Below are 20,988 nucleotides of genomic sequence, written 5' to 3' on the forward strand. Positions count from 1 at the left end.
GCCGGACGTGTTCTCCTTTCACTGTTTGGCAAGCAGAGAGTAGAGCTTCCCGCTTTCTCCGGCAGAGGTGTCGAAAAAACGGATACCGGCACCATTTCCGTCAGTACGAACGATTTGCCCTTTTATGTGGAGTGTCTCGGCGTTAGCCCCTTCGCCGACCGTGACGATGACTTCACACTGTTCGCCGATGGTGACGTCGTGGTCGAGAGGGAAATAACATCCTCCCTGGCTCAGGTCCAGGATTGCCCCTGAATAACTTATCTCACCTTCGAAAATATAAAGTGTTGCCGGTAGATCAACCTTGACCCTGGCAAATGCCCTTCTCTCTTTCCGCATAACTGTCCTGTGAATTTTGCTTCTGAAAACAACCCTGCGGTCGGCCCAGGGCTTCATTGATGAAACGGCTGAGCCTGGGGATTGTGATAGGCTTTTCCAGGATGAACGATACTCCCAGTTTCCTGGTTTTCTCAATTTCGCCAGGCTTGGCATATCCGCTAATGATGATTACCCGCTGTTCGGGTATGGTTTTACGAATGATTTCCAGTGCCTGTCTGCCGGTTAATCCTTCGCCCATCATCATGTCCAGCAGGATGAGGTCGGCGCGATGTTCTTTGAGGTATTCGATTCCCCGTTCACCGCTGGTGACTGAATGTGTGTTATACCCAAGACTCTTCAGTGATGCTTCAAGGGTCTCGTTCTGGTCTTGCTGGTCGTCGATAATAAGAATATGTTCACCGGCTCCTCTGATAAATTTCTGGTCTTTTCCGGCAGGCTCAAGCTTTAAGGGATCGTTGGTCGCTGGCAGGTATATTTCGAAGACAGCCCCCGGTCTGTTGTTTTTCAGCTCTATCCATCCGCCGTGTTGCTGGACAATATTCCAGACAATCGACAACCCGAGGCCGCTGCCGCTTTTGCCCATTATTTTTGTTGTATAAAACGGATCGAAGATTCGGTCGGCGTCTTTTTCGCTGATTCCCGGACCGTTGTCGGCGATGGTCAACCGCACATGTTCAAGCCCGTGGTTTCTGCCTTCATTGGCCAGTTCGGGATGAACAAAGAGACAATTTCCTGTAGTAATAGTTATACACCCTTCCTTGCCTACGGCTTCAATGCCGTTGCCTATCAGGTTGAGCAGCAGTTTATGAATGTTGGCTGGAGAACAGTAAACGTTGTGTATGTTTTTTTGCAGCCTGGTCTGAACCGAGATATCGGGGTACCGGGCCAGCCGTTCTCCGTGTTCGATGGAGTTGAGATACTCGAGGACAATGTCATTGAGGTTATGGACATCCTGCGGGCGCTGGCTGCCCCGGGTAATTGCCACCAGGTCGGAGACCACCGCCGCAGCACGTTGTCCGGCTTCCTGGATCTTCTTGATCTGCGGGTAGAACCTGCTCGTTTCATCCATCTGCATCAGCAGCAGATCGGGATAGCTGACGATTCCTGCCAGGATATTGTTCAGGTCATGGGCGATGGAGCCGGCCATAAGGCCAAGGGCATTTAACTTGCTTGTTGCGGCAAGTTTTTTCTGCAGCGCGAGTTTTTCCTCTTCGGCTCTTATCCGTTCGGAAATATCCCTGATCGCGCAGACGGCTCTGGGCCGGTTGTGGTAGGTCATGGTGCGGGATTTTATCTCAATAACCAGAGCCGTGCCGTCCTTTTTCCTGGCATTTACGGTGAAGCTGCCGTATTCTCCCTGCAATATCGAGGTGGCGGATGTATCGGCCGGAGCGGTATCAACAATGTCGCTGAGTGTCAGCCCCCGCTCGATATCGTCGGCTCCATACTGAAACAGTGAAAGAAATTGTTCATTGGCCTCAATGATCTTTCCTCCGGCGTGTATAACAATACCTTCCCAGGCGGCCTCGGCGAGGGTCTGGAATCGTTGTTCGCTGACCACCAGGTCTTTTTTTAACCGGTTGTGCTGGTGGGCCTTCTCCAGGGTTTTGAGCAGCAGCTCGTGGTTCAGCGGCTTGTTCAGGAAGTCATAGGCGCCGTCTTTCATCGCCTGTACGGCGATTTCGACGGTGTTCATGCCGGTGAGCATGATTGTCGTTGTCGCGATATTGCTCTCTTTTATCTGCCGGGCAATATCGCACCCGGAAATATCGGGCAGATCAACATCTAAAAGCGCGAGATCGAAATCCTGTTCGCTGAGCATGTCCAGTGCTTCGGACCCGCTGTACGCTTTACTGCACTGGTAGTCAAAGTGATTCAGAATGGTATGGAGACTGTCGATAAAACGGGGTTCATCATCAACAAGCAGAATGTTTGGCTTTGCGTTCATTCTATTCTGCCGGTGAGTGGTTTGGACGCTTTTAAGGGAAGGGCGATGGTGAATGTGGTGCCGTGGCCCGGTTCGCTGGAACAACTAATTTTGCCGCCTATATCGTTCACTGTCTTGTGAACCACGGAAAGCCCCAGTCCGGAATGGCCGTTTTGTTTGGTTGTCACAAAAGGCTTGAACAGGTTGTTTTTCACAACGTCGGATAGCCCGGGGCCGGTGTCCGAGACGATTATCCTGATATGATGCTGGTCAAGAGTGTCCGTCCCACTGCACTTTACGGTTGAGACAGTGATTCGTTCATGGGGCGGCACCGCTTCCGCGGCATTCTTCACCAGATTGATCAGTATCTGTTTGACCGCATCCTTTGACGTGATGATCGGCGGTATATCGGAACCCGGTTCAAAAGATATGTTTGGCTGCGGATAATCAAAAAATGAGGTCTTGGCAATCCGTATCAGGTCCGCGGCCACCTGGTTTATGTCCACCGGTTCAAAATCGGCAAAAGGAGCCTGGGAGAACATCTGCATCTGGCTTACCATCTTGGAGATGCGCCTTATCTCCTCGTCGACGGTGTCCAGATCTTCCTGCAGATTCTGGTCCTGGCCCAGCTTGATCTTAATTGCCGCGAGATAGTTGGCAATAATGCCAAGGGGATTGTTGATCTCGTGGGCAAATTTTCTCGCAGTGACGGAGATAGCCTCCATTCTCTCTGAATGGATCTCTTTTTCCCGTTGCTCCTTGATTTTTTCCACCTGGAGCGCAAGGGCGGTCTGTTGCGTCAGGGACCTGGCGAGCTGAAAGTCGTTTTCGGAAAGCGAATCCTGGTGCAGGGGGAGTCCCAGAACGACCACCCCTATGGTCTGTGTCTTGACTGTGAGCGGGAAATACATTGCTGTTTCACAGCGTAGCAGAGAAAGGATCTGGCGGTCTGCAAGGCTGTTATCACCTTCTTTGCCGGAGATATATCCAGACTGCCCGGATCGGGAAAAAGCCTGTACGATCCTGCTTGTACTCTGGTTGACCGGCAGGGTCAGGCTGTGACACATGTTGTGAAGAATATTTCTGGACGATGTTTCACCTTTGAGCAGGACACCACTGTCGTCGGGAAAGAAAAAGAGGGTGTTGCCGGTACCCAGCAGGATGTTGACCGATTTCTCAAAAGCTGCCAGAACGGCCTGAATGTCGTCGGCTTCGGTTAAATCTTCAAGAAAGGAGCTGAGCAGGGCGAAATTGGTCACACGTGCGGCGATCTTATCCTGAACGGACTTGCGGTGCGGTTCCTCCCTGTTGCTGTTTTCAGAAGGATTGGCTCCTGACACGACCGGTCGTGCCTGCCCGGCGTTCGAGTTCTCCTGCACATTGTGGGGAAGGTTCTCTTTAAAAGAGTTGATGCTGAGTTGAATAGACATATTCAAGGCTATTGTATCAACTTCCGTTTTCGCCTCCATGGACATTTTTCCCAGCTCCTGCCGGCCGATTTTGAGCAGGACTGTGCCGATGTCATATCCCGAGGTGGAATCTATAACGTTTCTGGTGAGTGCATTGGCGGTGTAGACAATCTTTACCAGCGGGAACGCTTCCTCAATCTTGGCCAGAGGAAGATGGTGGCAGAGAATGGCGTCTGCAATGAGTGGGTTTACATTCCAATCCCGGACGAGCCGGGCTCCCGCTTCACAATGGTGCATGCCGAAGAGCTGTTCCTCAAGTATCAGAAGATCAGCGGCGCTGTTTTTGGCGTTGGCGGCGATTGCGGCAAACTGCGCGGGAAAAGCGGTGGCCAGAGTAAGCTGGCCGATATTGTGCAGCAACCCTGCAAGATAGGCTTCGTCTGTGGAGGTGTTGCCCTCGTATCGTGCAAGTTTTTCGGCGATACAGGCGCACAGCAGGGATCGGTACCAGAACATCGCCGGGTCGAGATGGTTGTTCCCCCGTACCTGGTGAATGGACATCGTGACTGCTAGGTTTTTTATGGCGTTAATACCAAGATGACCGATAACCTGGTCAATGGTGCAATACGGGTCTCGGAACCCGTAGTAAGCGGAGTTGGCAAGTTGCAGAACCCTGGCGCAGAGAACCGGATCGTGACTGATAATATCGGCCATTTCGGTTACTGTCGGGTTTTCGTTTTCACAGATTGATAACAATTTCAGCAGGATTTCCGGCAGCGTTGTAAGATTGCCGGATTCCTTTATCTGGGAAAAAGCGGTTTCCTTACTGACCATTATTCAACCTGAGACGCAATGTTGATGGTGTTGTCACACATTCTGTAAATGTAAATGAAAAAAAAATGATGCCGAGGACACACCTCCGGAAGAGGGCGATCGCAAACCACCCAGACTGTAAAACTTTTGTAATCGGTGCACCCGAACAGATTATACCCTGAGTGATACCATCTTTAATGTCTATTTAAAATATTTTTTTAAATTTTTATCTGGAAATTTATGTAGATATTGGCGCGTTCCAGTACCTGGTAAAACCTCGTTTTGTCAGCCGACAGTTATTGTCATTGTAGGTTGTTCAGGTAACATCTGAAGTTTTGGTAAAAAAGTCCTTGACGTGCAATTGATAATCAAATACATTTGATATCAATTACTAAAAAGGATAAGGATATGCAGCTGAGAATGACAAATCAGCGGGAGATTATTCTCCGGGTGCTGCGCAGCAATAAGCAGCATTTGACAGCCGATGAACTCTATGATGTAGTGAAAAAACTTATGCCGCGCATAAGTCTGGCTACGGTTTACAGGAACCTGGAGATCTTGTCTGATGCGGGGATGATCGGTAAGCTGGAAATCAGTGGAAGACAGAAGCGTTTCGATTATGACCCCAGCGACCATCATCACATCTATTGTGCCGTTTGTCATCGAGTTGACAACCTCCCGGATAACTGTCAGGGGGTCAAACAGAAGGATTTAGGTAGAGTCAGGGGATATTCCGTGACGGGGTATCGTCTTGAGATAGTGGGAATATGCCCTGACTGTCAAGCTTTAGAGGAAAAGGAGAAAAAAGGCGATGAGTGACGAAAAGAAAATACTGCAGGCTTTGGCCGATGCGCAAAAACCATGTGGAAACAAGGACCTGGCGGAGGTTACCGGTCTTGATAAAAAAGTCGTCAGCAAACATGTTGCGGCAATGAAAAAGCAGGGCCTTGTAGACAGTCCTGTTCGGTGCAAATATGGAATAACCGAGAACGGCAAAAAATCTCTTGAGTAGTTTTTTCCGCTCGATAAAACAGTTAAAATGACAGTAAAACCCGTGACCGTTTGGTTCACGGGTTTTTTTGTATGATGGCAAGTTGACCGCTGATTGTGGTATAAAGCTGGAGGTGAAAGCTGGTGAAAAAAAGAAGATGTTAACGCGATTAGGATTTTAGAGGTGAACAGTTATGCAGGAAAAGATAGCTAAGGTACGGACTTTCAGACGGTTTGTTGAAAAAGAGCCGATAAGTTCCGATCTTCTGCAGAGCTTGGTGGATCTTGCCCGGCTCGGAGGTTCCGCCCGCAATGGTCAGCCGTGGCAATATATGATCGTCAATACCCCGGACATGTGTGAAAAAATATTCCCCTTCCTTGGCTGGGCGAAATATCTGACAGACTGGAAGGGACCTGCGCCCGGGGAACGGCCGAGCGCCTACGTGCTCTGCTTCCTCAACCGCAACCGCCTCAGGGGATCTGAAGGTGAAGCTCAGTTCGACCTTGGCATCGCCACCCAGAACCTGCTGCTGGGAGCCATGGATCATAGAATAGGCGGGTGCCGGATCGGTGCTTTTAGTCCGAGGCTGGCAAATCTTTTTAAGGTTCCCGAATACCTGCAGCTCTCGTTGGTTGTCGCCCTCGGAAAGCCCCGTGAAACAGTAATCCTTGAGGAGTCCCGCGACGAGGACGACATCAAGTACTGGCGGGACGAACACGGTGTCCACCATGTACCCAAAAGGCCTCTGAGCAGCTGCCTGATCGACCTGGACAAAGCGTAAGGACTGGCGGATTTCCGATATGGTTTCTGCAGTGACACTGGAATCGTCCGCCATACTCTGGTGACGGGAGGTTATGGTGGAGAAGAGTGGGCCTGTTCGCACATTTAGTTATCATTACCGAAAAAAATATGGCCATGGTGTCGGCAAGGTGCCCCTGGATGTAGGGGTGGTGTGCCCCAACAGGGCGCGCGGCGGCTGTATTTTCTGCCGCCCGTCCAGTTTCACTCCCTCGTATCTTGACAGTAAAGACGATCTGAAAAGTCAGCTTGCTAGCGGGAAAAAGTCTCTGCTCAAGGGGCGTTTTAAAAAATATCTCGCCTATTTTCAGCAGGAAACCTGTACCGTGCTGCCCCGGGAGAAGCTGCTTGACCACTTTGCCATTCCGCTTGTCGATCCGGATTGTATCGGCCTTATCGTTTCCACCCGTCCCGACTGTGTGGACAAAACATTGCTGGTGGTGCTTGCAGAACTTGTTCTGCAACATGACAAGGAATGCTTGATTGAGCTCGGCATACAGTCCGTGCACGAAAACAGTCTTGCCCTTCTTAACAGAAATCATGGATTTGCCGATTTTGTCTCAACGGCGAACCTGGTGAAAAGCTTTGATTGTTTTGAGCTGGGGGCTCACCTTATCCTCGGTATTCCCGGAGAAACTGTCGGGGACATGATCAGGTCGCTGGAAACTGTGTGCAGTTTTCAGGTCGACGCCCTTAAACTGCACCATCTTCAGGTGATCAAGGGGACGCCGCTTGAAAAAAGGTACCTCCGCCGGGAAGTGGCCGTTTTTTCTCTTGAGGATTATCTGGTGCTGCTGACGCAACTGCTGCCCCGGATACCAGCTCGGGTGACCCTGCACAGACTCTGGGCCACGTCGCATCCGGATCTTCTCGTTGCTCCGAGATGGAATGTTCTTGCCAGCGATTTGAGTCGTCGGCTGGTTGCGATGATGAAAGACGAAGGAGTGTGGCAGGGGAAGTACGCGCCTTACTGAGATCGAAGACCTGGCCGGTGCCGGTCGCTGGCCAAAAACTAAAGAGTTTTTCTATGCATAGCAAACTGTTCAGAGAAATGGTACTATTGGCGGACCTGTAATGCACGGGCAATGAATAATGTAACGCATGCTTTTATGAAAGGATGCACTGTGGGAAAGTTTTCGAAGAGCGCGGCTCTCAAGGAGTGTCAGAGGTATCATGGAAGAACAATTTAAGATACGATTTGCCGATCGAATGAATCAGCTCCCCCCTTATCTTTTTGGCATGATCAACAAGATGAAGATGGAAAAGCGGTGGGCGGGAGACGACGTTATTGATCTGGGGATGGGAAACCCCATGGATCCTACCCCGGAACAGGTTACCAACAAACTCTGCGAGGTCGCGGCCGACCCCAAAATACATCGGTATCCGGTGGCCGGCGGGATGAAGAACCTCAAGAAAGAGATCGCCATCTACTACAAGCGAAATTACGGGGTCGACCTGACCGGAGAGGACGATGTTATCTGCACCATCGGCTCAAAAGAGGGAATATCGCATCTCTGCCTGGCATTACTGGGACCCGGCGATACCGTCCTTACCCCTGCCCCGGCCTTTCCCATCCACGTGTACGCAGCGGTCATTGCCGGCGCCAATGTGCTTCGCATCCCGATTACCACTGAAGACAGATTCCTGGAACAGATCAACAGGATGTGTAAATCGCTCTATCCGGGACCTAAGCTTGTAATGCTGAATTTTCCCCATAATCCCACCGGTGCGCTGGCTACCAGGGAGTTCTTTGCCGAGGTGGTGAAACTGGCCCGCAAATACCGGTTTATGGTGATAAACGATTTCGCCTACTCGAAGATAACTTTCGACGGCTATGTCGCTCCCAGTTTTCTGGAAGTTCCCGGGGCGATGGATGTGGGGGTTGAGTTCGGTTCCTTTTCCAAGTCCTACAACATGGCCGGTTGGCGACTCGGCTATTGTGTCGGCAACGAAGAGATGATAAGCGGCCTATCCAAGATAAAAGGCTACTACGATTATGGCATTTTCTCAGCCATACAGGTTGCAGGCATTGTGGCAATGCGCGACTGTGAAGATCAGATAGATGAACAGGCCATGGTCTATCAGAAGCGGCGCGATTTCCTGTGCGATGGGCTGAACAAAATGGGTTGGGAAACCGATGTTCCCAAGGCCGGAATGTTCCTCTGGGTCAAAATTCCGGAACCCTACTCGCAGATGGGGTCGGTAAAATTTTCCATTGAGATGATGAATCGCGCCAATGTCGCCCTTGCCCCAGGGGCCGGTTTCGGGGAAGAAGGGGACGGCTACCTGCGTCTTGCTCTGGTTGAAAATGAAAACAGGATGGCCCAGGCCCTGAAGCAGATAAGACGCGCCCTCAAGGAGATCGACGGTGAGGTGGAAGCGGGTAGTTTTGAGCTCAAGCCGTAATATGGCTGTGGTGGCCGGGGTTACGGCTTGTAGACCCTGGCCAGGTACGCCTTGAGGTAACGTGTCTCGGGAATTGCGGGATGGACGGGGTGGTCCGGACCCTGCATGCCTTCGAATAAAAGCTGGGAGTGGCGGCCGGTTTTTACTGAGCCGCTTCTGATGACGTCAAGGAGTTCTGCCCGCTTCAGGTGCATTGAACAGGAGGCGGCCATGAGGATGCCGTCGGGGGCGAGAAGGCGCATGGCAAGTTCGCCTATCCGCTGGTAGGCGCGCAATCCCTTGACGTGGTCTTTTTTCCTTTTTATAAAAGCGGGTGGGTCTACAACGATTACATCAAAGTATTCCCCTTCCTCCCGCAATGCTCTGAGTACTTCAAAGGCATCTCCCAACACACTGTAAAACCGGTTTTCCACGCCGTTTTGTGCGCCGTTTTCCAGGGCGTTTTCCAGGGCGGAACGGGACGCGTCGACGCCCCACACCTCTTCTGCCCCGGCAACGGCACACTGGATGGCAAAACTACCGACATAACAGAACACGTCAAGGACCCTTTTGCCCCTGACATATTTTGACAGTTCCGCCCTGTTTACCCGCTGGTCGTAGAACCATCCGGTCTTCTGGCCGTGTCGCAGGGGAACAGTCATCTTTACATCGTTTTCGATCACCTCCACCTCTGTCGGCGGATCACCGAATCCCGCTTCGATTGCCAGTGGAAGCTGTTCCAGTTTTCGCACGCTGCTGTCGTTGCGCAGCAGGATCGAGGCCGGGTTCACCACTTTTCTCAATCCGTCCAGGACCCTCTCTTTGAGAACATCCATCCCGGCGCTGTTCAGCTGGACGCTCAGGTGGTCGCCAAAACGATCGACGATAAGGCCGGGAAGAAGATCCGATTCCCCGTAAACCATCCTGTAGTAAGGTTTGTCAAACAGACGGTTGCGAAGAGCCAGGGCTGCTTCGAGCCGCTGCACCAGCTGTTTCTGGTCAAAATGTTCTCTGCGGCGGGAAAGCAGCCGGCCGGTGATCAGCGAGTGAGGGTTGAGATAGGCGATGCCCAGAAATTTCCCGTCACTTGCAATCACCTCAGCCATCTCCCCTTTGGTGAACTGGCTGAGCGGTGTTTTTTTTGTATCAATCTCGTTGCTGTAGATCCACAGATGTCCGGCCTGGATCCTTCGTTCCTCTCTGCGTTTGAGCTGAATGGTGTTGCGTTTCATGAAATCGTGGTGGTTGTATTGTCGGACCATGTGGAAATACAGCGTCAATCACCTGATCCATGACCATACGGGCCTTTGGGGTCCGCAGTAAATTGCCCGAAGGGTGGGCTGCGTTAGTTGCTTAATGACAAAATTTACGATAATAATAGTTCTTGATCTTCAGGATCTGTTTATGCAAATAAAAGAGAGACCACCGAACAGGGGAGGATTGCTCCCCGGAAATATAAAATAAACTATGGAGAAAAAGATGGCTACAACTACTGACAATCTCAAGGACGCCTTTGCCGGTGAGAGCCAGGCGAACCAGAAGTACAAAGCTTTTGCCAAAAAAGCCGAAAAGGAAGGTTTTGCCAATATCGCAAAACTGTTCCGTACCACCGCCGAAGCAGAGAGGATTCATGCCGAAGGGCACCTCAAGGCCCTGGAGATGATCGCGTCAACGGCCGAAAACCTGCAGGCGGCAATCAGCGGCGAGACTTTTGAGTATAAGGAGATGTATCCCCCCATGCTCGACCAGGCGCAGCAGGAAGGCCACCGGGCCAAGACCATGTTCAAGTTTGCCCTCGATGCTGAAGAAGTTCACGCAAATATCTACCAGAAAGCGCTGGCAGCGGTACAGAACGGGACCGATATGGATGTGAGCGATTTTTATCTCTGTCCGATCTGCGGATATATCGAAGTGGGCAAAGCTCCCGAGAAGTGTCCGGTTTGCGGCGCCCTTGGCAAAGTCTTCGTTCAGGTCGACTAACCAACCCCTGGCGATTGTGTTGATGGGCTTAACAGCGGCTCTGTGAGCCCCCGGCTCCCCCGGAAAATAGTGGTCGGGGGGAGCCTTGGCTTTCCTGCTGAATTGCTGGTGAACCTCGGTTAAAGGTACTTTTCCCGCAACAGCTTTTTGTCGGTCTTGCCGACCGAGGTCTTGTCGATTGCGTCGACGAATTTTACCTTCATCAGTACGGCAAGCTTGTTCATCAGTCCCTTGTCGATATAGGCTTTTACGTGCTGGATGATCTTTTTTGCGTCAACCGCCTCAGCCGTCTGGTCGACAACCACCAGGGCCAGGGGCTTTTCGCTCCATTTGTCATCCTCCATCCCGATTACCGCGACCTCCGAGACGCTTTCGTGAAGATTGATGATGTCCTCGAGTTCAAGGGACGAGAGCCATTCTCCGCCAATCTTGATAACGTCTTTTATCCTGTCGGTAATGTTGACGTAACCTCTGGCGTCGATATTGGCGACGTCACCGGTATGAAGGTAGCCGCCGTGCCAGAGGTTTTCTGAATTTCTTATGCCTTTCCAGTATCCCTGGGTGAGCCACGGGGCACGAACAGTAATTTCTCCCACCGCTGTTCCGTCCGGTTCCACCTCCTGCATCCTGTCGTCCAATATTTTCATCTGTACCAGCGGAAGGGGCCGACCTGTTTTGCAGCGCCTTTCGATTTCTGCGTCCTCGTCCAGGTCCTGATTGCCGACATGGGCGATGGTGAGCACCGGACAGGTCTCCGACATCCCGTATCCGGTAAATATATCTATGCCCTTTGCCCTTGCGCTCTTACAAAGTTTTTTGGGCAGGGAAGCGCCGCCGATGACAACCTTCCAGTTTGACAGATCGGTTGTGGCGAATTCGGGGCTGGTTATCAGCATATGCAAAATGGTGGGGACGCAGTGCGAGAAGGTGACTTTTTCCCGGTCTATGAGCTGGAGCAGATTGGCCGGGACATATTTGCCGGGGTAGACCTGTTTGATTCCCATGGTGGTGGCGATGTACGGAAACCCCCATGCATGGACGTGGAACATGGGCGTGATCGGCATATAGACATCCTGCTGATGAATACGGCCCTGCTCTGCCGACGTTGCAAGCATCGTCATGGTGCAGAGGGTATGCAGCACCAGCTGGCGGTGGCTGAAATAGACTCCCTTGGGCATGCCGGTTGTGCCGGTGGTATAGAAGGTTGTGGCCCTTGTGTTCTCGTCAAAATCCTCGAAGGTAAACTGGTCCGAAGCGGCACCTACCAGCGCTTCATATTCCCCGGTAAGCGTGATCGATGTTTTTGGCAGTTCTTCCTTGTCCTGGAGTACGATAAAGTGTTTTACGGTGTTGAGCCTGCCCTTGATCTTCTCTATTAGCGGAAGAAAATCACTGTTTATCAGCAGGAAATCGTCTTCCGCGTGGTCGATGGTGTAGATGACCTGTTCGGGTAACAGCCTCACGTTTACCGTATGCAGTACCGCGCCTATCATGGGAACGGCAAAAAAACATTCAAGATAGCGATGGCTGTCCCAATCCATCACAGCCACCGTATCACCCGGCTTGACTCCAAGATCGGTGAGGGCATTGGCAAGTTTTGCAACCCTTTGTTTGAATTCGGCATAGGTGAACCGAAACCGGTCTGCATAGATTATTTCCTGGTCCGGGTTGTCGGCCACCGGCGCGAACAGAAGATTCTTGATAAGCAGCGGATAAGCGTAAGCGGACGGGGTCCTTGGGATCAGGTTGTCAGGCATGTTTTTTCTCCTTTTTCCGGATATTCCGGAATCAATGTCATTTTGGTGATTGGTAATAAGACCTTGCCATTTGCGAGACTTCGCCGGTCATTGTCAGTACTTTTTCAGCAAGCTCCGGACTCAGTGAACCGGTTCCGCAGGACGGGGCTATCAAAATCTGTGATATGAGCCGTCTTTCCGGGATGGTGAAAGTTGACAGCGTGGCCAGCTGTTGCCGCAGTCTGGTAAAAAGTGACAGGCTGTTTTCCCGTTCTACCACCTGCGGATCGGAGGTGGGCACAATGCCCCAGGCAAGGATTCCGCCGCGTTTGAGAAAATCGGTCAGCGGCTCTTTGTAGAGAATGAAATTGTCAAAGTAAAAATAGGCGTCAAAACTGATAATGTCGGCAGGCGAGGCAAGAGCCGGCGTCCAGTCGCCGTTGGCGCAGATATGGATTCCCGCAAGCCCCCCGGCCCAGTGGAGATGTTCTATTACTTCGGTGACGCTTTGTGTTACCATCTCCCTGGTGACACCAGAAAAACCTGTGGAACCGAAACTTACGATTCCCGGTTCGTCGATAAAGATTATTGGTTTTGCGGAGCCGGTAAAGCGGTGCAGATTTTTTATCTGCCACACTCCCTTCAAGGCCAGATGCTTCACCATCATGTCCCGCAGGTTGTCGTCGTAAATGACTGCGTTGCCCCGGGTGTCGCGCAGCCCTGTTCCCGCGGTCACCGGTCCGGTTATCTGGCCCTTCAGGGTGATAAAAGAATGCTCACGGGTTTCCAGCGCATCGAGCAGGGCGAAAAAACCGGCCGCCGCATCATGGTCGAGGGCAAAACGTGAATGGTTGAGAGCCGAAGGGTTTTCAGAGCAGAGGAAATAGTCCTCGTAAAAGGATGCCATCTCCGCTGCAAAATCATCACCTTCGGTGTCTATCCGATAATTCTTTCCTTCCTCGGTGAGTCCGGGAAAGCCCGTAAGGAACTGCCGGACCATTCCTTCTCGTGGTTGTTGCGGTAATTGCGGCCACAGAGGAATTTGCGGACAATGACGCAGCACCAGGCGAACGGCTTCTGCATGGGTGGAATGTGGAAGGCTGCCGATGAGAATCGGATGACAGTTTGTCTGTATCATGATTGTTTGCTGCTCCTGACAACAATGTTGGGCGTGACTCGATCTGTAATTTTTTTTAATACCAAGTGTTAAACGCTTTCATCAAGTGCTTTTTGCCTCCATTCTGGCAACTTCGTTGTATTTCCTATCGACTTAATATCTCTTGAGAATATTGCCAGACCATGGAGCCGGCTGCTTGGCGGTACCGGCTGCAACCGGGGTAAAAAAGCCCGTGGCGGTGTTGTCAGGAATTTCTTATGAACTCAGCGACGATCGGGTTGACCTCTTCTGGGTTGGTGACCGGTGACATGTGGCCTCCTGAAACATAAGATATTTGCACATTGGGCAGCCGGTCGCTTAGAATCTGGGCGATACGCCGGGACAGAGGCGGACTCCGGTGGCCCGCAATCATACAGACGGGAAGCTGCAGCTTACTGAAATCGGCGGCTCTCGCCGTATCCTGCGTTGCCGCCTGAAAGTCCAGGACGACTTTTTGTATACGGGTGTCAAAAAAAATCTTCTGTTCGTCTTTGAGGCCGTCGTAGGTTCCGTTACCGCTCCAGAAGTCGATAAATGTCCTGGTGGCAGAGGAGCTGTCGTTATCGTCGAGCAGCCTGCATATCTGCAATACAAGCCGGTCCAGTTCTGTTCGCATCGGATCCTCCCGGTGGAGCAGGTGGAAGGCAACAGGCTCGAAAAGTGCCAGGCTTTTGATGCGATGGGCCTGTCTTGTCACCAGCTTGAGGGCGGTTGCTCCGCCGTAGGAGTGACCGACCAGGTGAAAAGGGTCTCCGTTGATTGTTTCGTCGATGATCGTCTTTACTCTTTCGGCTTCACGGCTGAGGGAAAAATTTTCCCGATCCTCGGGAAACTCTCCCTCGCCATACCCGTAGAGATCAACTGCAATGGTGCGAAAGTCTTGCTTTAAAAGGGCTGTGAGCCGGTGCCATTGCGCCTTGGTCTGCATGGAGCTGTGGAGCAACACTACCGGCTCTCCCTCTCCCTCGATCACATAATCTTTTCTGCTGTTCATGATAAATGGTTAATATTTAAAGGTAAAAACTGAATTTAAAGGTTGCCGATCGCGTTGTGGTAAAGGGTTTTGGTATCGGTGGTGAAAAACGTCACCCTGCTGCCGGATGCCATGGTCGCGCAGGAAAAAATATGGCTGCCACCTGCAGGTTGCGATAAAAACATCCAGGAAGGGGGGGCGGCAGAGAGGTGTCCCAGACGATCAGGTGGTATAAGGACCGGCTCCCCGGGGGGGACCAGATGAGTAAAATCAAGCGATCTCAGAAGCACCCTGAGTCCCTGGCCAACAGCTTTGACATAGGCTTCCTTCAGGGTCCACGAGCGGTAGAAAAAGAGTCTTCTCCCCTGTGGCGCCAGGTTGAGGTAGAATTGGTGTTCCCTTGCGCTGAAGACCTTCTCCGCAAGTCTTTGCTCTGAGCCTCTGGGTCTTATCAGTTCGATGTCGCATCCCGTTTTCTCCTCCCTGCTGACAGCGCAGCAGATAAAGTCCCTGGTGTGGGAGAGACTGAAGAAGAGGTCGAGTCTTCTGCCGCCATATATCCAGTAGGGCCGGCCCAGTTCGTCTGCTGTGGTGGTGATATCAGCTTTATCGCCCGCGAAATAGGTGTCGAGCAGGTGACGCAGGAGCAGCCTTGAAAACAGGAATTCGAGTTTCTTGCGCTCCACCTTGAAATGCTTGTATCTCGCAAGATCCTGCCCCTTGAGAACAGTCGACGCCGCCTGCTCGGACAGCGGTGAAATATTTCGGTCTTCTGCAGGCAGAAGCCAGATATGGAGCTCGTCTGAAGATATCGATTTTATTTGCATCCCTGTTTTTTAACAAGCTTTGCCATGATTTCAAGAACATAATCGATATCAGCTTTGGTATGGGCGCAATTTATCTGGAAGCGGATGGTTTCGTCCCCTTTGGGAACCACCGGGAATGTGAGGCCCACGGCAAGTATACCATGATCAAAAAGGCCATTTACCAGCATCCGGGTTCGCATTGTATCCCGGACCAGCAGCGGAACGATGGGATGGGGACCGGGAATGGTTTCCAGTCCTATTTGTTCCAGTCCTTCCCGGAACTGCCGGGTTCTCCTGTTCAATGTCTTCAGCAGGTCGAGTCCCTCCTTGCTGTCGCAGATATCGATGGCTCTGGTTGCGGCCGCGCAATCGGCCATGCTCAGTGGATTGGTGTAAATATAGGTATCGGCTTTCTGTCGTATCGTCTCGACGATGGTAGCGCTGGTGCAGACAAAACCGCCGTTTACGCCAAAGGCCTTGCCGAAGGTGCCGACTATGATATCCGGAGCGGCACCGCAGAATTCGGCTGTGCCCCGCCCTGTCTTGCCGTAGGCCCCGATCCCGTGAGAGTCGTCTATTACCGAAATGATGCCGTCGGCAAACCTGTCTTTGTGTTTTTCTATTACCTGCAGGATTCTGTCGGTTGGCGCAAAGTCTCCACGCATGGAGAAAATCCCGTCGAACACGACGATGACCCGGGTTATTCCTGGAGCGGCGCTGTCAAGACACCGGTCCAGGTCCTGCACATCGTTGTGGTTGAAGATGGCCTTGTTCTCCCCGGGAACACCACAGATCCTCATGGCCCTGATGATCGAGTTGTGGTTGAGCCGGTCTCCTGCCCAGAGGGTTGTCGCACTGTTTATGGCCAGTGCCAGGCCGCAGTTTGCAGTGTAGGCCGAGTTGAAAATTTTTGCCGCAGGCTTGTCCATGAAGAGGGCAATTCGTTTTTCAAGGGCGGTGTGATGGCAATAGGTCCCGTCGATAAAGCGGACCGCTCCGGGGCCTGTGCCGAACCTGCGGGTCGCTTCGTCGGCGGCGGCAATCAGCGCGGGATGGTTGCCAAGCGAGAGGTAGGAATTCGAGTTCATCCTGATGAATAATCCTTGTTGACCTTCCAGCCGGTAGCGCGGTCCCGATCCGTTTTTTGCGGGAACGTAGTCGGTAATAACTCTTTCCCTGGGTTTGGCCCGGCCCTGCTCCGCGAGCTGCTGTAATTCCCTTTGTAACGTTGCGTCAATTTGTTGCAGTGACATTTTCTAGTCCTCGTCTTCGGTCCAGGTAAGCACCACTTTGCCTGATTCTCCGCTGCGCATGGCCGCGAAACCTTCCTGAAAATCGGTGTAATGGAAATGGTGAGTGATAAGTGGAGTGATATCGAGTCCTGTCTGGATCATCGAGGTCATCTTGTACCAGGTCTCATACATTTTCCGGCCATAAATCCCCCTGATGGTCAACCCGTTGAAGACCACGGTGTTCCAGTCAAACATGGTATTGTCAGGCATGATGCCGAGCAGCGCGATATTGCCGCCATGGCGCATATTGGCCATGATCGAGCCCAGCGCCGCCGGATTGCCGGACATCTCCATCGCCACGTCAAAACCTTCTTTCATCTGCAGTTCGTTAGGAATGTCGCTCACATTTTCGCGGGCCACGTTTACGGTGCGGGTGGCGCCCATTTTCTGTGCGAGTTCGAGTCGATAGGAGTTGACGTCGGTAATTACCACATGGCGGGCACCGGCGTGGCGTGCCACGGCGGCGGCCATGCAGCCTATCGGGCCGGCCCCGGTTATAAGAACATCTTCGCCCAGTATGTCGAAGGAAAGCGCGGTGTGCACCGCATTGCCGAAAGGGTCGAAACAGGCCAGGACGTCAAGGGCTATTGAGGGATCACAGGCCCAGACGTTGCTGTTGGGGATGCAGAGATATTCGGCGAAGCATCCGGGACGGTTGACTCCCACCCCGGCGGTGTTCTTGCACAGGTGGCGCTTGCCGGCAAGGCAGTTCCGGCAATGGCCGCAGATCAGGTGGCCCTCGCCCGAAACCAGGTCGCCGGTCTTGAATTCATAAACATTGTCCCCAACCCCGACCACTCGTCCTACGAATTCGTGGCCTATCACCATGGGGGTGGGAATGGTTTGCCTCGCCCAGTCGTCCCAGTTGTAAATGTGCAGATCCGTTCCGCAGATTGCGGTGCGCAGGATCTTGATGAGCACATCATTTTTCTCAACCACCGGTATGGGAACTTCGTCAAGCCGCAATCCTTGTTCGTCTCTTGCCTTCACCAACGCTTTCATCGTCTCCATGGGCAGCTCTCCGGTAAGGATTTGTTTACTGTTTTCGTTTAGATAATTATATCTCCTGGCTTGAGTGTATGCAACGGCGGGTGAACCTCACCCGCAGCATCCAGCTCCTGGAGCGCCATGTCGTCGGGTATTGGGGCGGTGAAGTGAAGTGGCGCGGAGGTGACCGGGTGGAGCATGTCGATTTTCCAGGAATGGAGGCACTGGCGGTTGAACGTGATCCCGGCTATCGAGCGTGTGCCGCCATACTTGATATCTCCTGCAAGGGGGCAGCCCGCTTCACTAAAGTGAACTCTGATCTGGTGGGTTCTCCCCGTTTCGAGCCGGACCGCAACGAGTGAAAGGCGGGAAGAGGAAGTGAGCACCCGGTAGTGGGTGATCGCCTCCCTGCCTCCCTGCTGCACCGATTTCATGACGTTTGACCGCCGCTGTTTGGCGAGAAAGGAGCGAATCGTGCCCTGCGGAGGATCGGGTCGGTGTTCGACAAGGGCGAGATAGTGTTTGCCCATTGAGCGCTGCTGTATCTGGTGGGACAGTCCTTTGTGGGAATTGGGATGGATGGAGAAGACGATAAGGCCGCTGGTATTGCGGTCGAGCCGCTGGGACATCCCGATGTGCAGTTTACGGCCGAACCGCGTATCCCTGTCCAGCCATATCTGCAGGGCCTCATAGAGGGTTCCCTTGTATCGCGACGGGGTGGGCTGACATTCTATGCCCGCCGGCTTGTTCAGGACGATGAGATGCTTGTCCTGAAAAACGATGTGTTCCGGTGCGATGCGAAACGGCTCCAGGGGCTGGTTGTCGTGATGGAGTTCCACCTTTTCACCCAGAACCATTTGTCTGCCGCATTTACGCACTCTTTTGCCGTCTATATGCACGCCGCCGAGATCTATTATCTTGCGGATGGCGCTCTTGGACAACTCATCGATAGTTTCGGCAAGATAGTTGTCAAGACGGACCCCTTTCGCCGTGTCGGCAATGGTAAAGCGGTGTATCATTTACGTTCCCCTGTTTTTCCCCGGCGCATGGCACAATGGAACCATGGTAACCGGTTTGCGAAAAAGTTCACTGTTTTTGTGCCGGCTGTCCAGCCTGCGTTTTTTGCTTGAGAAAACGGGGCCAATGTTTATCTTATTTCGGCAAATTTGCCATGTTTTATTGTAAAAGACAGCGGGTTACCCGGTGTCGCCAAACAAGAAGAGGAAGCGATGAAGAAGATGTTCTGTCTGGTTATTGCTGCCGGAACCATAATGTTTTTCTCCGGCTGTACCCAGGAAACCCAAAACAAGATAGGGCGCTCCATCCAGAACTGGACCGGTACTGACGGGATTCTCGAAGTTTATGCCGGCGACAAGCTGGTAAAGCGATTCATGAAAATTGATAAACTGACGACGGCTTCGGCTACCGGCAATAAATCGGAACGGCCCTACCGCTTCGGTTACGGGGTGTTTGATGCCAATATGAACGGTGTCGCCGACAAGGATGAAAAAAAGGTCTATTTCGAATTCAGCGATTACTCGACGTCGTATATCTTTTACGAAGACCCGAAATAGGCCGGGGGGCATCTGGATAAAAGAAGGGTCACTGCAGCTCGGTTGCGTGCAGCTCGGGCCGTACCAGCGTGCCCCAGTTTTTGTCGTATGGATGCACGGCGTGGACCCTTGCCCCGTTTCTGGACAGGGGATAGTCCTTGTTGGCCCACTCGAAGATGCCCCCACGGAGGTTGTGCACTTTTTTGTAGCCGCGCCCAATCAGGCTCCTGGCAAATGCGGCGGATCGTATCCCTACCGAGCAATAGACCACGATGGTACTGCTTTTGGGCAACTGGATCGCCGTCGGATCCTCGCTATGGATCGCTCCCGGAAGATGGCTTACACGGTATTCTTTTTTTCCCCGGACATCTATTATGGTTACCGCTTGCCGGGAGTTGAGCAGGTGCTTGAGACTGTCGCTGCCGATATCGCTGACTTCGGGGTAGTTACGGTCGATTGCCCGGTTTATCTGCTGCCAGCTCGGTTTGGAGAAGAAAAAACCCGACAGCAGGGCCGACAGCACCAGGATGACGGCGAAGTGGGGAAAGTATTTTGCTTGACAGACTGCCAGGGTTGGGTAGACTCGCATTTTCGATTATTTTATTTTTGGCTTGAAAGGTTGCATTGTCAAACGACAATGATACACTGACGTCTCTCTCACCATAAATAGGAAGTTCACGTGTTTTTGTAAAGCTGAGGATACCGATGAGACTGTTTCTGACGGGGATTGGGGTTGTGTTGCTGTTGGCCGGATGTGGTGGGGTGAAAAATTTTGGTTCTTCACTCAAGTACGATATCATGGCTGAATATTATCTGGAGCAGCAAACCTATACGCAGGGTGCTTCCTCTTTTCGCAGGATACTGGATGAGGACCCGGGAAATGCCAAGGCTCACTACTATTACGGTCGTATGGTGCTGGCGGAAAAACAGTACGGTGAGGCTCTTTCTCACTTGCAGCAAGCGGCGCTCGGCAGGCCAGAGAGCGGGGATTGCCTCTTCTGGCTGGGAGTGGCATACGGCAAAAACAACAATCCTGCCAAAGAGAGAGCAAGTTATATCAGGGTGCTGCAGCTGGACCCAAACCATGTAGGAGCCCTTGTCTACCTGGGCCACAATCTGCTCAAGGCGGGGGAGCATGAAAAGAGTCTTGCCAGGTATCAGCAAGCGCTCGACCTCAACCCCCACCATGCCCAGGCCCTATACAACAGAGCTTTTATTCTCAGAAAACTAGGGCGTAGTCCGGAAGAGCGGATTGCCTGGCTTTTGTATCTCGATTCTTATCCTGCCGGAAAATTCGCGAACCTTGCGGCGGACAGGTTGAACACACTGGAAAATTATTCCTATCGGAACCATAACCTGGGGGGAAGGGTGGTAACCCTGACCGATGTCGGCTTTGTTCCCTTCAAGGATGAGCTTCTTGACTATACCAGAGAGTCTCTTGATATTGTCGGTACGATCCTGTCGGAGATGCGCCAAGGTACCCTGCAGATTGAGGTTTACCAGAAGAACGATAATAAACTGGCAAAAAAAAGAGCCCTTGCCCTGCGCAGCTATCTCTGTAAGAAATTTCCGCAGTTGGGAGCGGCAAGACGGATTGAGGTGAGCTGGTTCGACGTTCCCGAGTCCAGAGTGGTACTGAAGAAAAGGTTGACGATAGACGAGTCGGTGCGGTTTGTGGTAACCGGGGCGGATGAAAAAAGATATATAAAAGCGGAAAAAAACAAGAAAACCTGACGCCTGTGCCGAAAAATCGGTCTTGGCAAGGCGGGAAAAGTTCTTCCGCTTTTTTGAAGAACCTGATAAATAATAAGAGTGACATAACAGATGAATAGTTGCCGGGAAATTA

20 protein-coding genes are annotated in these 20,988 nt (G+C 52.2%); 8 read left to right on the plus strand and 12 right to left on the minus strand.

Translation table 11 applies throughout. The features are described 5' to 3' along the window. Positions 1-18: 18 nt before the first annotated feature. The 3 genes from BLQ17_RS16385 to BLQ17_RS16395 are packed head-to-tail and all read right to left on the minus strand — an operon-like array spanning position 19 to position 4,506. On the minus strand, positions 19-336 hold the full coding sequence (locus BLQ17_RS16385; RefSeq protein ID WP_176761275.1) for a PilZ domain-containing protein: 318 nt from the start codon (positions 334-336) through the stop codon (positions 19-21). Next, entirely contained in the window at positions 296-2,284 is a 1,989-nt protein-coding gene (locus BLQ17_RS16390) for a hybrid sensor histidine kinase/response regulator (RefSeq protein ID WP_092224800.1), read from the minus strand. The genes BLQ17_RS16385 and BLQ17_RS16390 overlap by 41 nt, the downstream gene beginning before the upstream one ends. Next, positions 2,281-4,506: an HDOD domain-containing protein gene (locus tag BLQ17_RS16395; RefSeq protein ID WP_092224802.1), complete on the minus strand. Its 2,226-nt coding sequence runs from the start codon at positions 4,504-4,506 to the stop codon at positions 2,281-2,283. Before BLQ17_RS16395 ends, BLQ17_RS16390 begins: the two co-directional genes overlap by 4 nt. 387 nt (positions 4,507-4,893) lie before the next feature. On the opposite strand from BLQ17_RS16395, the gene BLQ17_RS16400 reads away from it, so the two are divergent. From BLQ17_RS16400 to BLQ17_RS16415, 5 genes are all read left to right on the plus strand, one after another. Further along, positions 4,894-5,304: a Fur family transcriptional regulator gene (locus tag BLQ17_RS16400; RefSeq protein WP_245695194.1), complete on the plus strand. Its 411-nt coding sequence runs from the start codon at positions 4,894-4,896 to the stop codon at positions 5,302-5,304. Further along, a complete protein-coding gene (locus tag BLQ17_RS23255; protein WP_245695196.1) occupies positions 5,297-5,497 on the plus strand; it encodes a winged helix-turn-helix domain-containing protein in 201 nt (66 codons plus the stop codon). Before BLQ17_RS16400 ends, BLQ17_RS23255 begins: the two co-directional genes overlap by 8 nt. Before the next feature lie 172 nt (positions 5,498-5,669). Beyond that, positions 5,670-6,257 carry a nitroreductase family protein gene (locus BLQ17_RS16405; protein ID WP_092224804.1) on the plus strand — a complete coding sequence of 196 codons (588 nt, stop codon included), beginning with the start codon at positions 5,670-5,672 and terminating at the stop codon, positions 6,255-6,257. A gap of 73 nt (positions 6,258-6,330) precedes the next feature. Continuing rightward, positions 6,331-7,248, plus strand: coding sequence for a tRNA modification radical SAM protein MnmL/YtqA (locus tag BLQ17_RS16410; protein WP_092224806.1), 918 nt, complete (start codon positions 6,331-6,333; stop codon positions 7,246-7,248). Positions 7,249-7,447: 199 nt separating this feature from the next. After that, entirely contained in the window at positions 7,448-8,680 is a 1,233-nt protein-coding gene (locus BLQ17_RS16415) for an aminotransferase class I/II-fold pyridoxal phosphate-dependent enzyme (RefSeq protein ID WP_092224808.1), read from the plus strand. Between the two features lie 20 nt (positions 8,681-8,700). Here the strand turns inward: BLQ17_RS16415 and BLQ17_RS16420 are convergent, their stop codons facing one another. After that, positions 8,701-9,921 carry a class I SAM-dependent rRNA methyltransferase gene (locus tag BLQ17_RS16420; protein WP_218121822.1) on the minus strand — a complete coding sequence of 407 codons (1,221 nt, stop codon included), beginning with the start codon at positions 9,919-9,921 and terminating at the stop codon, positions 8,701-8,703. Positions 9,922-10,138: 217 nt separating this feature from the next. On the opposite strand from BLQ17_RS16420, the gene BLQ17_RS16425 reads away from it, so the two are divergent. Next, positions 10,139-10,639 (plus strand): rubrerythrin family protein, encoded by a 501-nt coding sequence (locus BLQ17_RS16425; protein ID WP_092224854.1) that lies wholly within the window; start codon positions 10,139-10,141, stop codon positions 10,637-10,639. Positions 10,640-10,758: 119 nt separating this feature from the next. Here BLQ17_RS16425 and BLQ17_RS16430 read toward each other — a convergent pair whose 3' ends face one another. The 7 genes from BLQ17_RS16430 to BLQ17_RS16460 form a co-directional block, all read right to left on the minus strand. Next, on the minus strand, positions 10,759-12,396 hold the full coding sequence (locus BLQ17_RS16430; RefSeq protein ID WP_092224810.1) for a fatty acid--CoA ligase: 1,638 nt from the start codon (positions 12,394-12,396) through the stop codon (positions 10,759-10,761). Between the two features lie 37 nt (positions 12,397-12,433). Continuing rightward, positions 12,434-13,513, minus strand: a complete 1,080-nt coding sequence (locus tag BLQ17_RS16435; RefSeq protein WP_092224812.1) for a uroporphyrinogen decarboxylase/cobalamine-independent methonine synthase family protein — start codon at positions 13,511-13,513, stop codon at positions 12,434-12,436. 223 nt (positions 13,514-13,736) lie between these two features. Continuing rightward, complete coding sequence (locus BLQ17_RS16440) at positions 13,737-14,525, minus strand: alpha/beta fold hydrolase (protein WP_092224814.1); 789 nt, start codon at positions 14,523-14,525, stop codon at positions 13,737-13,739. 35 nt (positions 14,526-14,560) lie between these two features. Beyond that, entirely contained in the window at positions 14,561-15,331 is a 771-nt protein-coding gene (locus BLQ17_RS16445) for a 4'-phosphopantetheinyl transferase family protein (protein ID WP_092224815.1), read from the minus strand. Then, the gene (locus tag BLQ17_RS16450) at positions 15,322-16,563 is read right to left on the minus strand and encodes an aminotransferase class I/II-fold pyridoxal phosphate-dependent enzyme (protein WP_092224817.1); all 1,242 of its coding nucleotides are present in this window, start codon (positions 16,561-16,563) and stop codon (positions 15,322-15,324) included. Before BLQ17_RS16450 ends, BLQ17_RS16445 begins: the two co-directional genes overlap by 10 nt. Before the next feature lie 3 nt (positions 16,564-16,566). Then, a complete protein-coding gene (gene tdh, locus BLQ17_RS16455; protein WP_245695197.1) occupies positions 16,567-17,613 on the minus strand; it encodes an L-threonine 3-dehydrogenase in 1,047 nt (348 codons plus the stop codon). Positions 17,614-17,651: 38 nt separating this feature from the next. Next, positions 17,652-18,608 carry an RluA family pseudouridine synthase gene (locus BLQ17_RS16460; RefSeq protein WP_092224819.1) on the minus strand — a complete coding sequence of 319 codons (957 nt, stop codon included), beginning with the start codon at positions 18,606-18,608 and terminating at the stop codon, positions 17,652-17,654. A gap of 210 nt (positions 18,609-18,818) precedes the next feature. Between BLQ17_RS16460 and BLQ17_RS16465 the strand changes: the two genes are divergently transcribed. Further along, positions 18,819-19,163, plus strand: a complete 345-nt coding sequence (locus BLQ17_RS16465) for a hypothetical protein (RefSeq protein WP_092224820.1) — start codon at positions 18,819-18,821, stop codon at positions 19,161-19,163. Between the two features lie 28 nt (positions 19,164-19,191). Here BLQ17_RS16465 and BLQ17_RS16470 read toward each other — a convergent pair whose 3' ends face one another. Continuing rightward, positions 19,192-19,731, minus strand: coding sequence for a rhodanese-like domain-containing protein (locus tag BLQ17_RS16470; protein WP_092224822.1), 540 nt, complete (start codon positions 19,729-19,731; stop codon positions 19,192-19,194). A 116-nt stretch (positions 19,732-19,847) separates the two neighbouring features. Here BLQ17_RS16470 and BLQ17_RS16475 point away from each other — a divergent pair, with 116 nt between their 5' ends. Next, complete coding sequence (locus BLQ17_RS16475) at positions 19,848-20,876, plus strand: tetratricopeptide repeat protein (RefSeq protein ID WP_092224824.1); 1,029 nt, start codon at positions 19,848-19,850, stop codon at positions 20,874-20,876. The last annotated feature ends 112 nt before the right edge of the window (positions 20,877-20,988 follow it).

It is taken from the genome of Desulforhopalus singaporensis, from assembly GCF_900104445.1.
GTDB lineage: Bacteria > Desulfobacterota > Desulfobulbia > Desulfobulbales > Desulfocapsaceae > Desulforhopalus_A > Desulforhopalus_A singaporensis.

Bases quoted from the DNA above. Each gene is read 5' to 3' on its own strand.
- BLQ17_RS16385 (WP_176761275.1), bottom strand. From the start codon at position 336: ATGCGGAAAGAGAGAAGGGCATTTGCCAGGGTCAAGGTTGATCTACCG.
- BLQ17_RS16390 (WP_092224800.1), bottom strand. From the start codon at position 2,284: ATGAACGCAAAGCCAAACATTCTGCTTGTTGATGATGAACCCCGTTTT.
- BLQ17_RS16395 (WP_092224802.1), bottom strand. From the start codon at position 4,506: ATGGTCAGTAAGGAAACCGCTTTTTCCCAGATAAAGGAATCCGGCAAT.
- BLQ17_RS16400 (WP_245695194.1), top strand. From the start codon at position 4,894: ATGCAGCTGAGAATGACAAATCAGCGGGAGATTATTCTCCGGGTGCTG.
- BLQ17_RS23255 (WP_245695196.1), top strand. From the start codon at position 5,297: ATGAGTGACGAAAAGAAAATACTGCAGGCTTTGGCCGATGCGCAAAAA.
- BLQ17_RS16405 (WP_092224804.1), top strand. From the start codon at position 5,670: ATGCAGGAAAAGATAGCTAAGGTACGGACTTTCAGACGGTTTGTTGAA.
- BLQ17_RS16410 (WP_092224806.1), top strand. From the start codon at position 6,331: ATGGTGGAGAAGAGTGGGCCTGTTCGCACATTTAGTTATCATTACCGA.
- BLQ17_RS16415 (WP_092224808.1), top strand. From the start codon at position 7,448: ATGGAAGAACAATTTAAGATACGATTTGCCGATCGAATGAATCAGCTC.
- BLQ17_RS16420 (WP_218121822.1), bottom strand. From the start codon at position 9,921: ATGGTCCGACAATACAACCACCACGATTTCATGAAACGCAACACCATT.
- BLQ17_RS16425 (WP_092224854.1), top strand. From the start codon at position 10,139: ATGGCTACAACTACTGACAATCTCAAGGACGCCTTTGCCGGTGAGAGC.
- BLQ17_RS16430 (WP_092224810.1), bottom strand. From the start codon at position 12,396: ATGCCTGACAACCTGATCCCAAGGACCCCGTCCGCTTACGCTTATCCG.
- BLQ17_RS16435 (WP_092224812.1), bottom strand. From the start codon at position 13,513: ATGATACAGACAAACTGTCATCCGATTCTCATCGGCAGCCTTCCACAT.
- BLQ17_RS16440 (WP_092224814.1), bottom strand. From the start codon at position 14,525: ATGAACAGCAGAAAAGATTATGTGATCGAGGGAGAGGGAGAGCCGGTA.
- BLQ17_RS16445 (WP_092224815.1), bottom strand. From the start codon at position 15,331: ATGCAAATAAAATCGATATCTTCAGACGAGCTCCATATCTGGCTTCTG.
- BLQ17_RS16450 (WP_092224817.1), bottom strand. From the start codon at position 16,563: ATGTCACTGCAACAAATTGACGCAACGTTACAAAGGGAATTACAGCAG.
- tdh (WP_245695197.1), bottom strand. From the start codon at position 17,613: ATGGAGACGATGAAAGCGTTGGTGAAGGCAAGAGACGAACAAGGATTG.
- BLQ17_RS16460 (WP_092224819.1), bottom strand. From the start codon at position 18,608: ATGATACACCGCTTTACCATTGCCGACACGGCGAAAGGGGTCCGTCTT.
- BLQ17_RS16465 (WP_092224820.1), top strand. From the start codon at position 18,819: ATGAAGAAGATGTTCTGTCTGGTTATTGCTGCCGGAACCATAATGTTT.
- BLQ17_RS16470 (WP_092224822.1), bottom strand. From the start codon at position 19,731: ATGCGAGTCTACCCAACCCTGGCAGTCTGTCAAGCAAAATACTTTCCC.
- BLQ17_RS16475 (WP_092224824.1), top strand. From the start codon at position 19,848: ATGAGACTGTTTCTGACGGGGATTGGGGTTGTGTTGCTGTTGGCCGGA.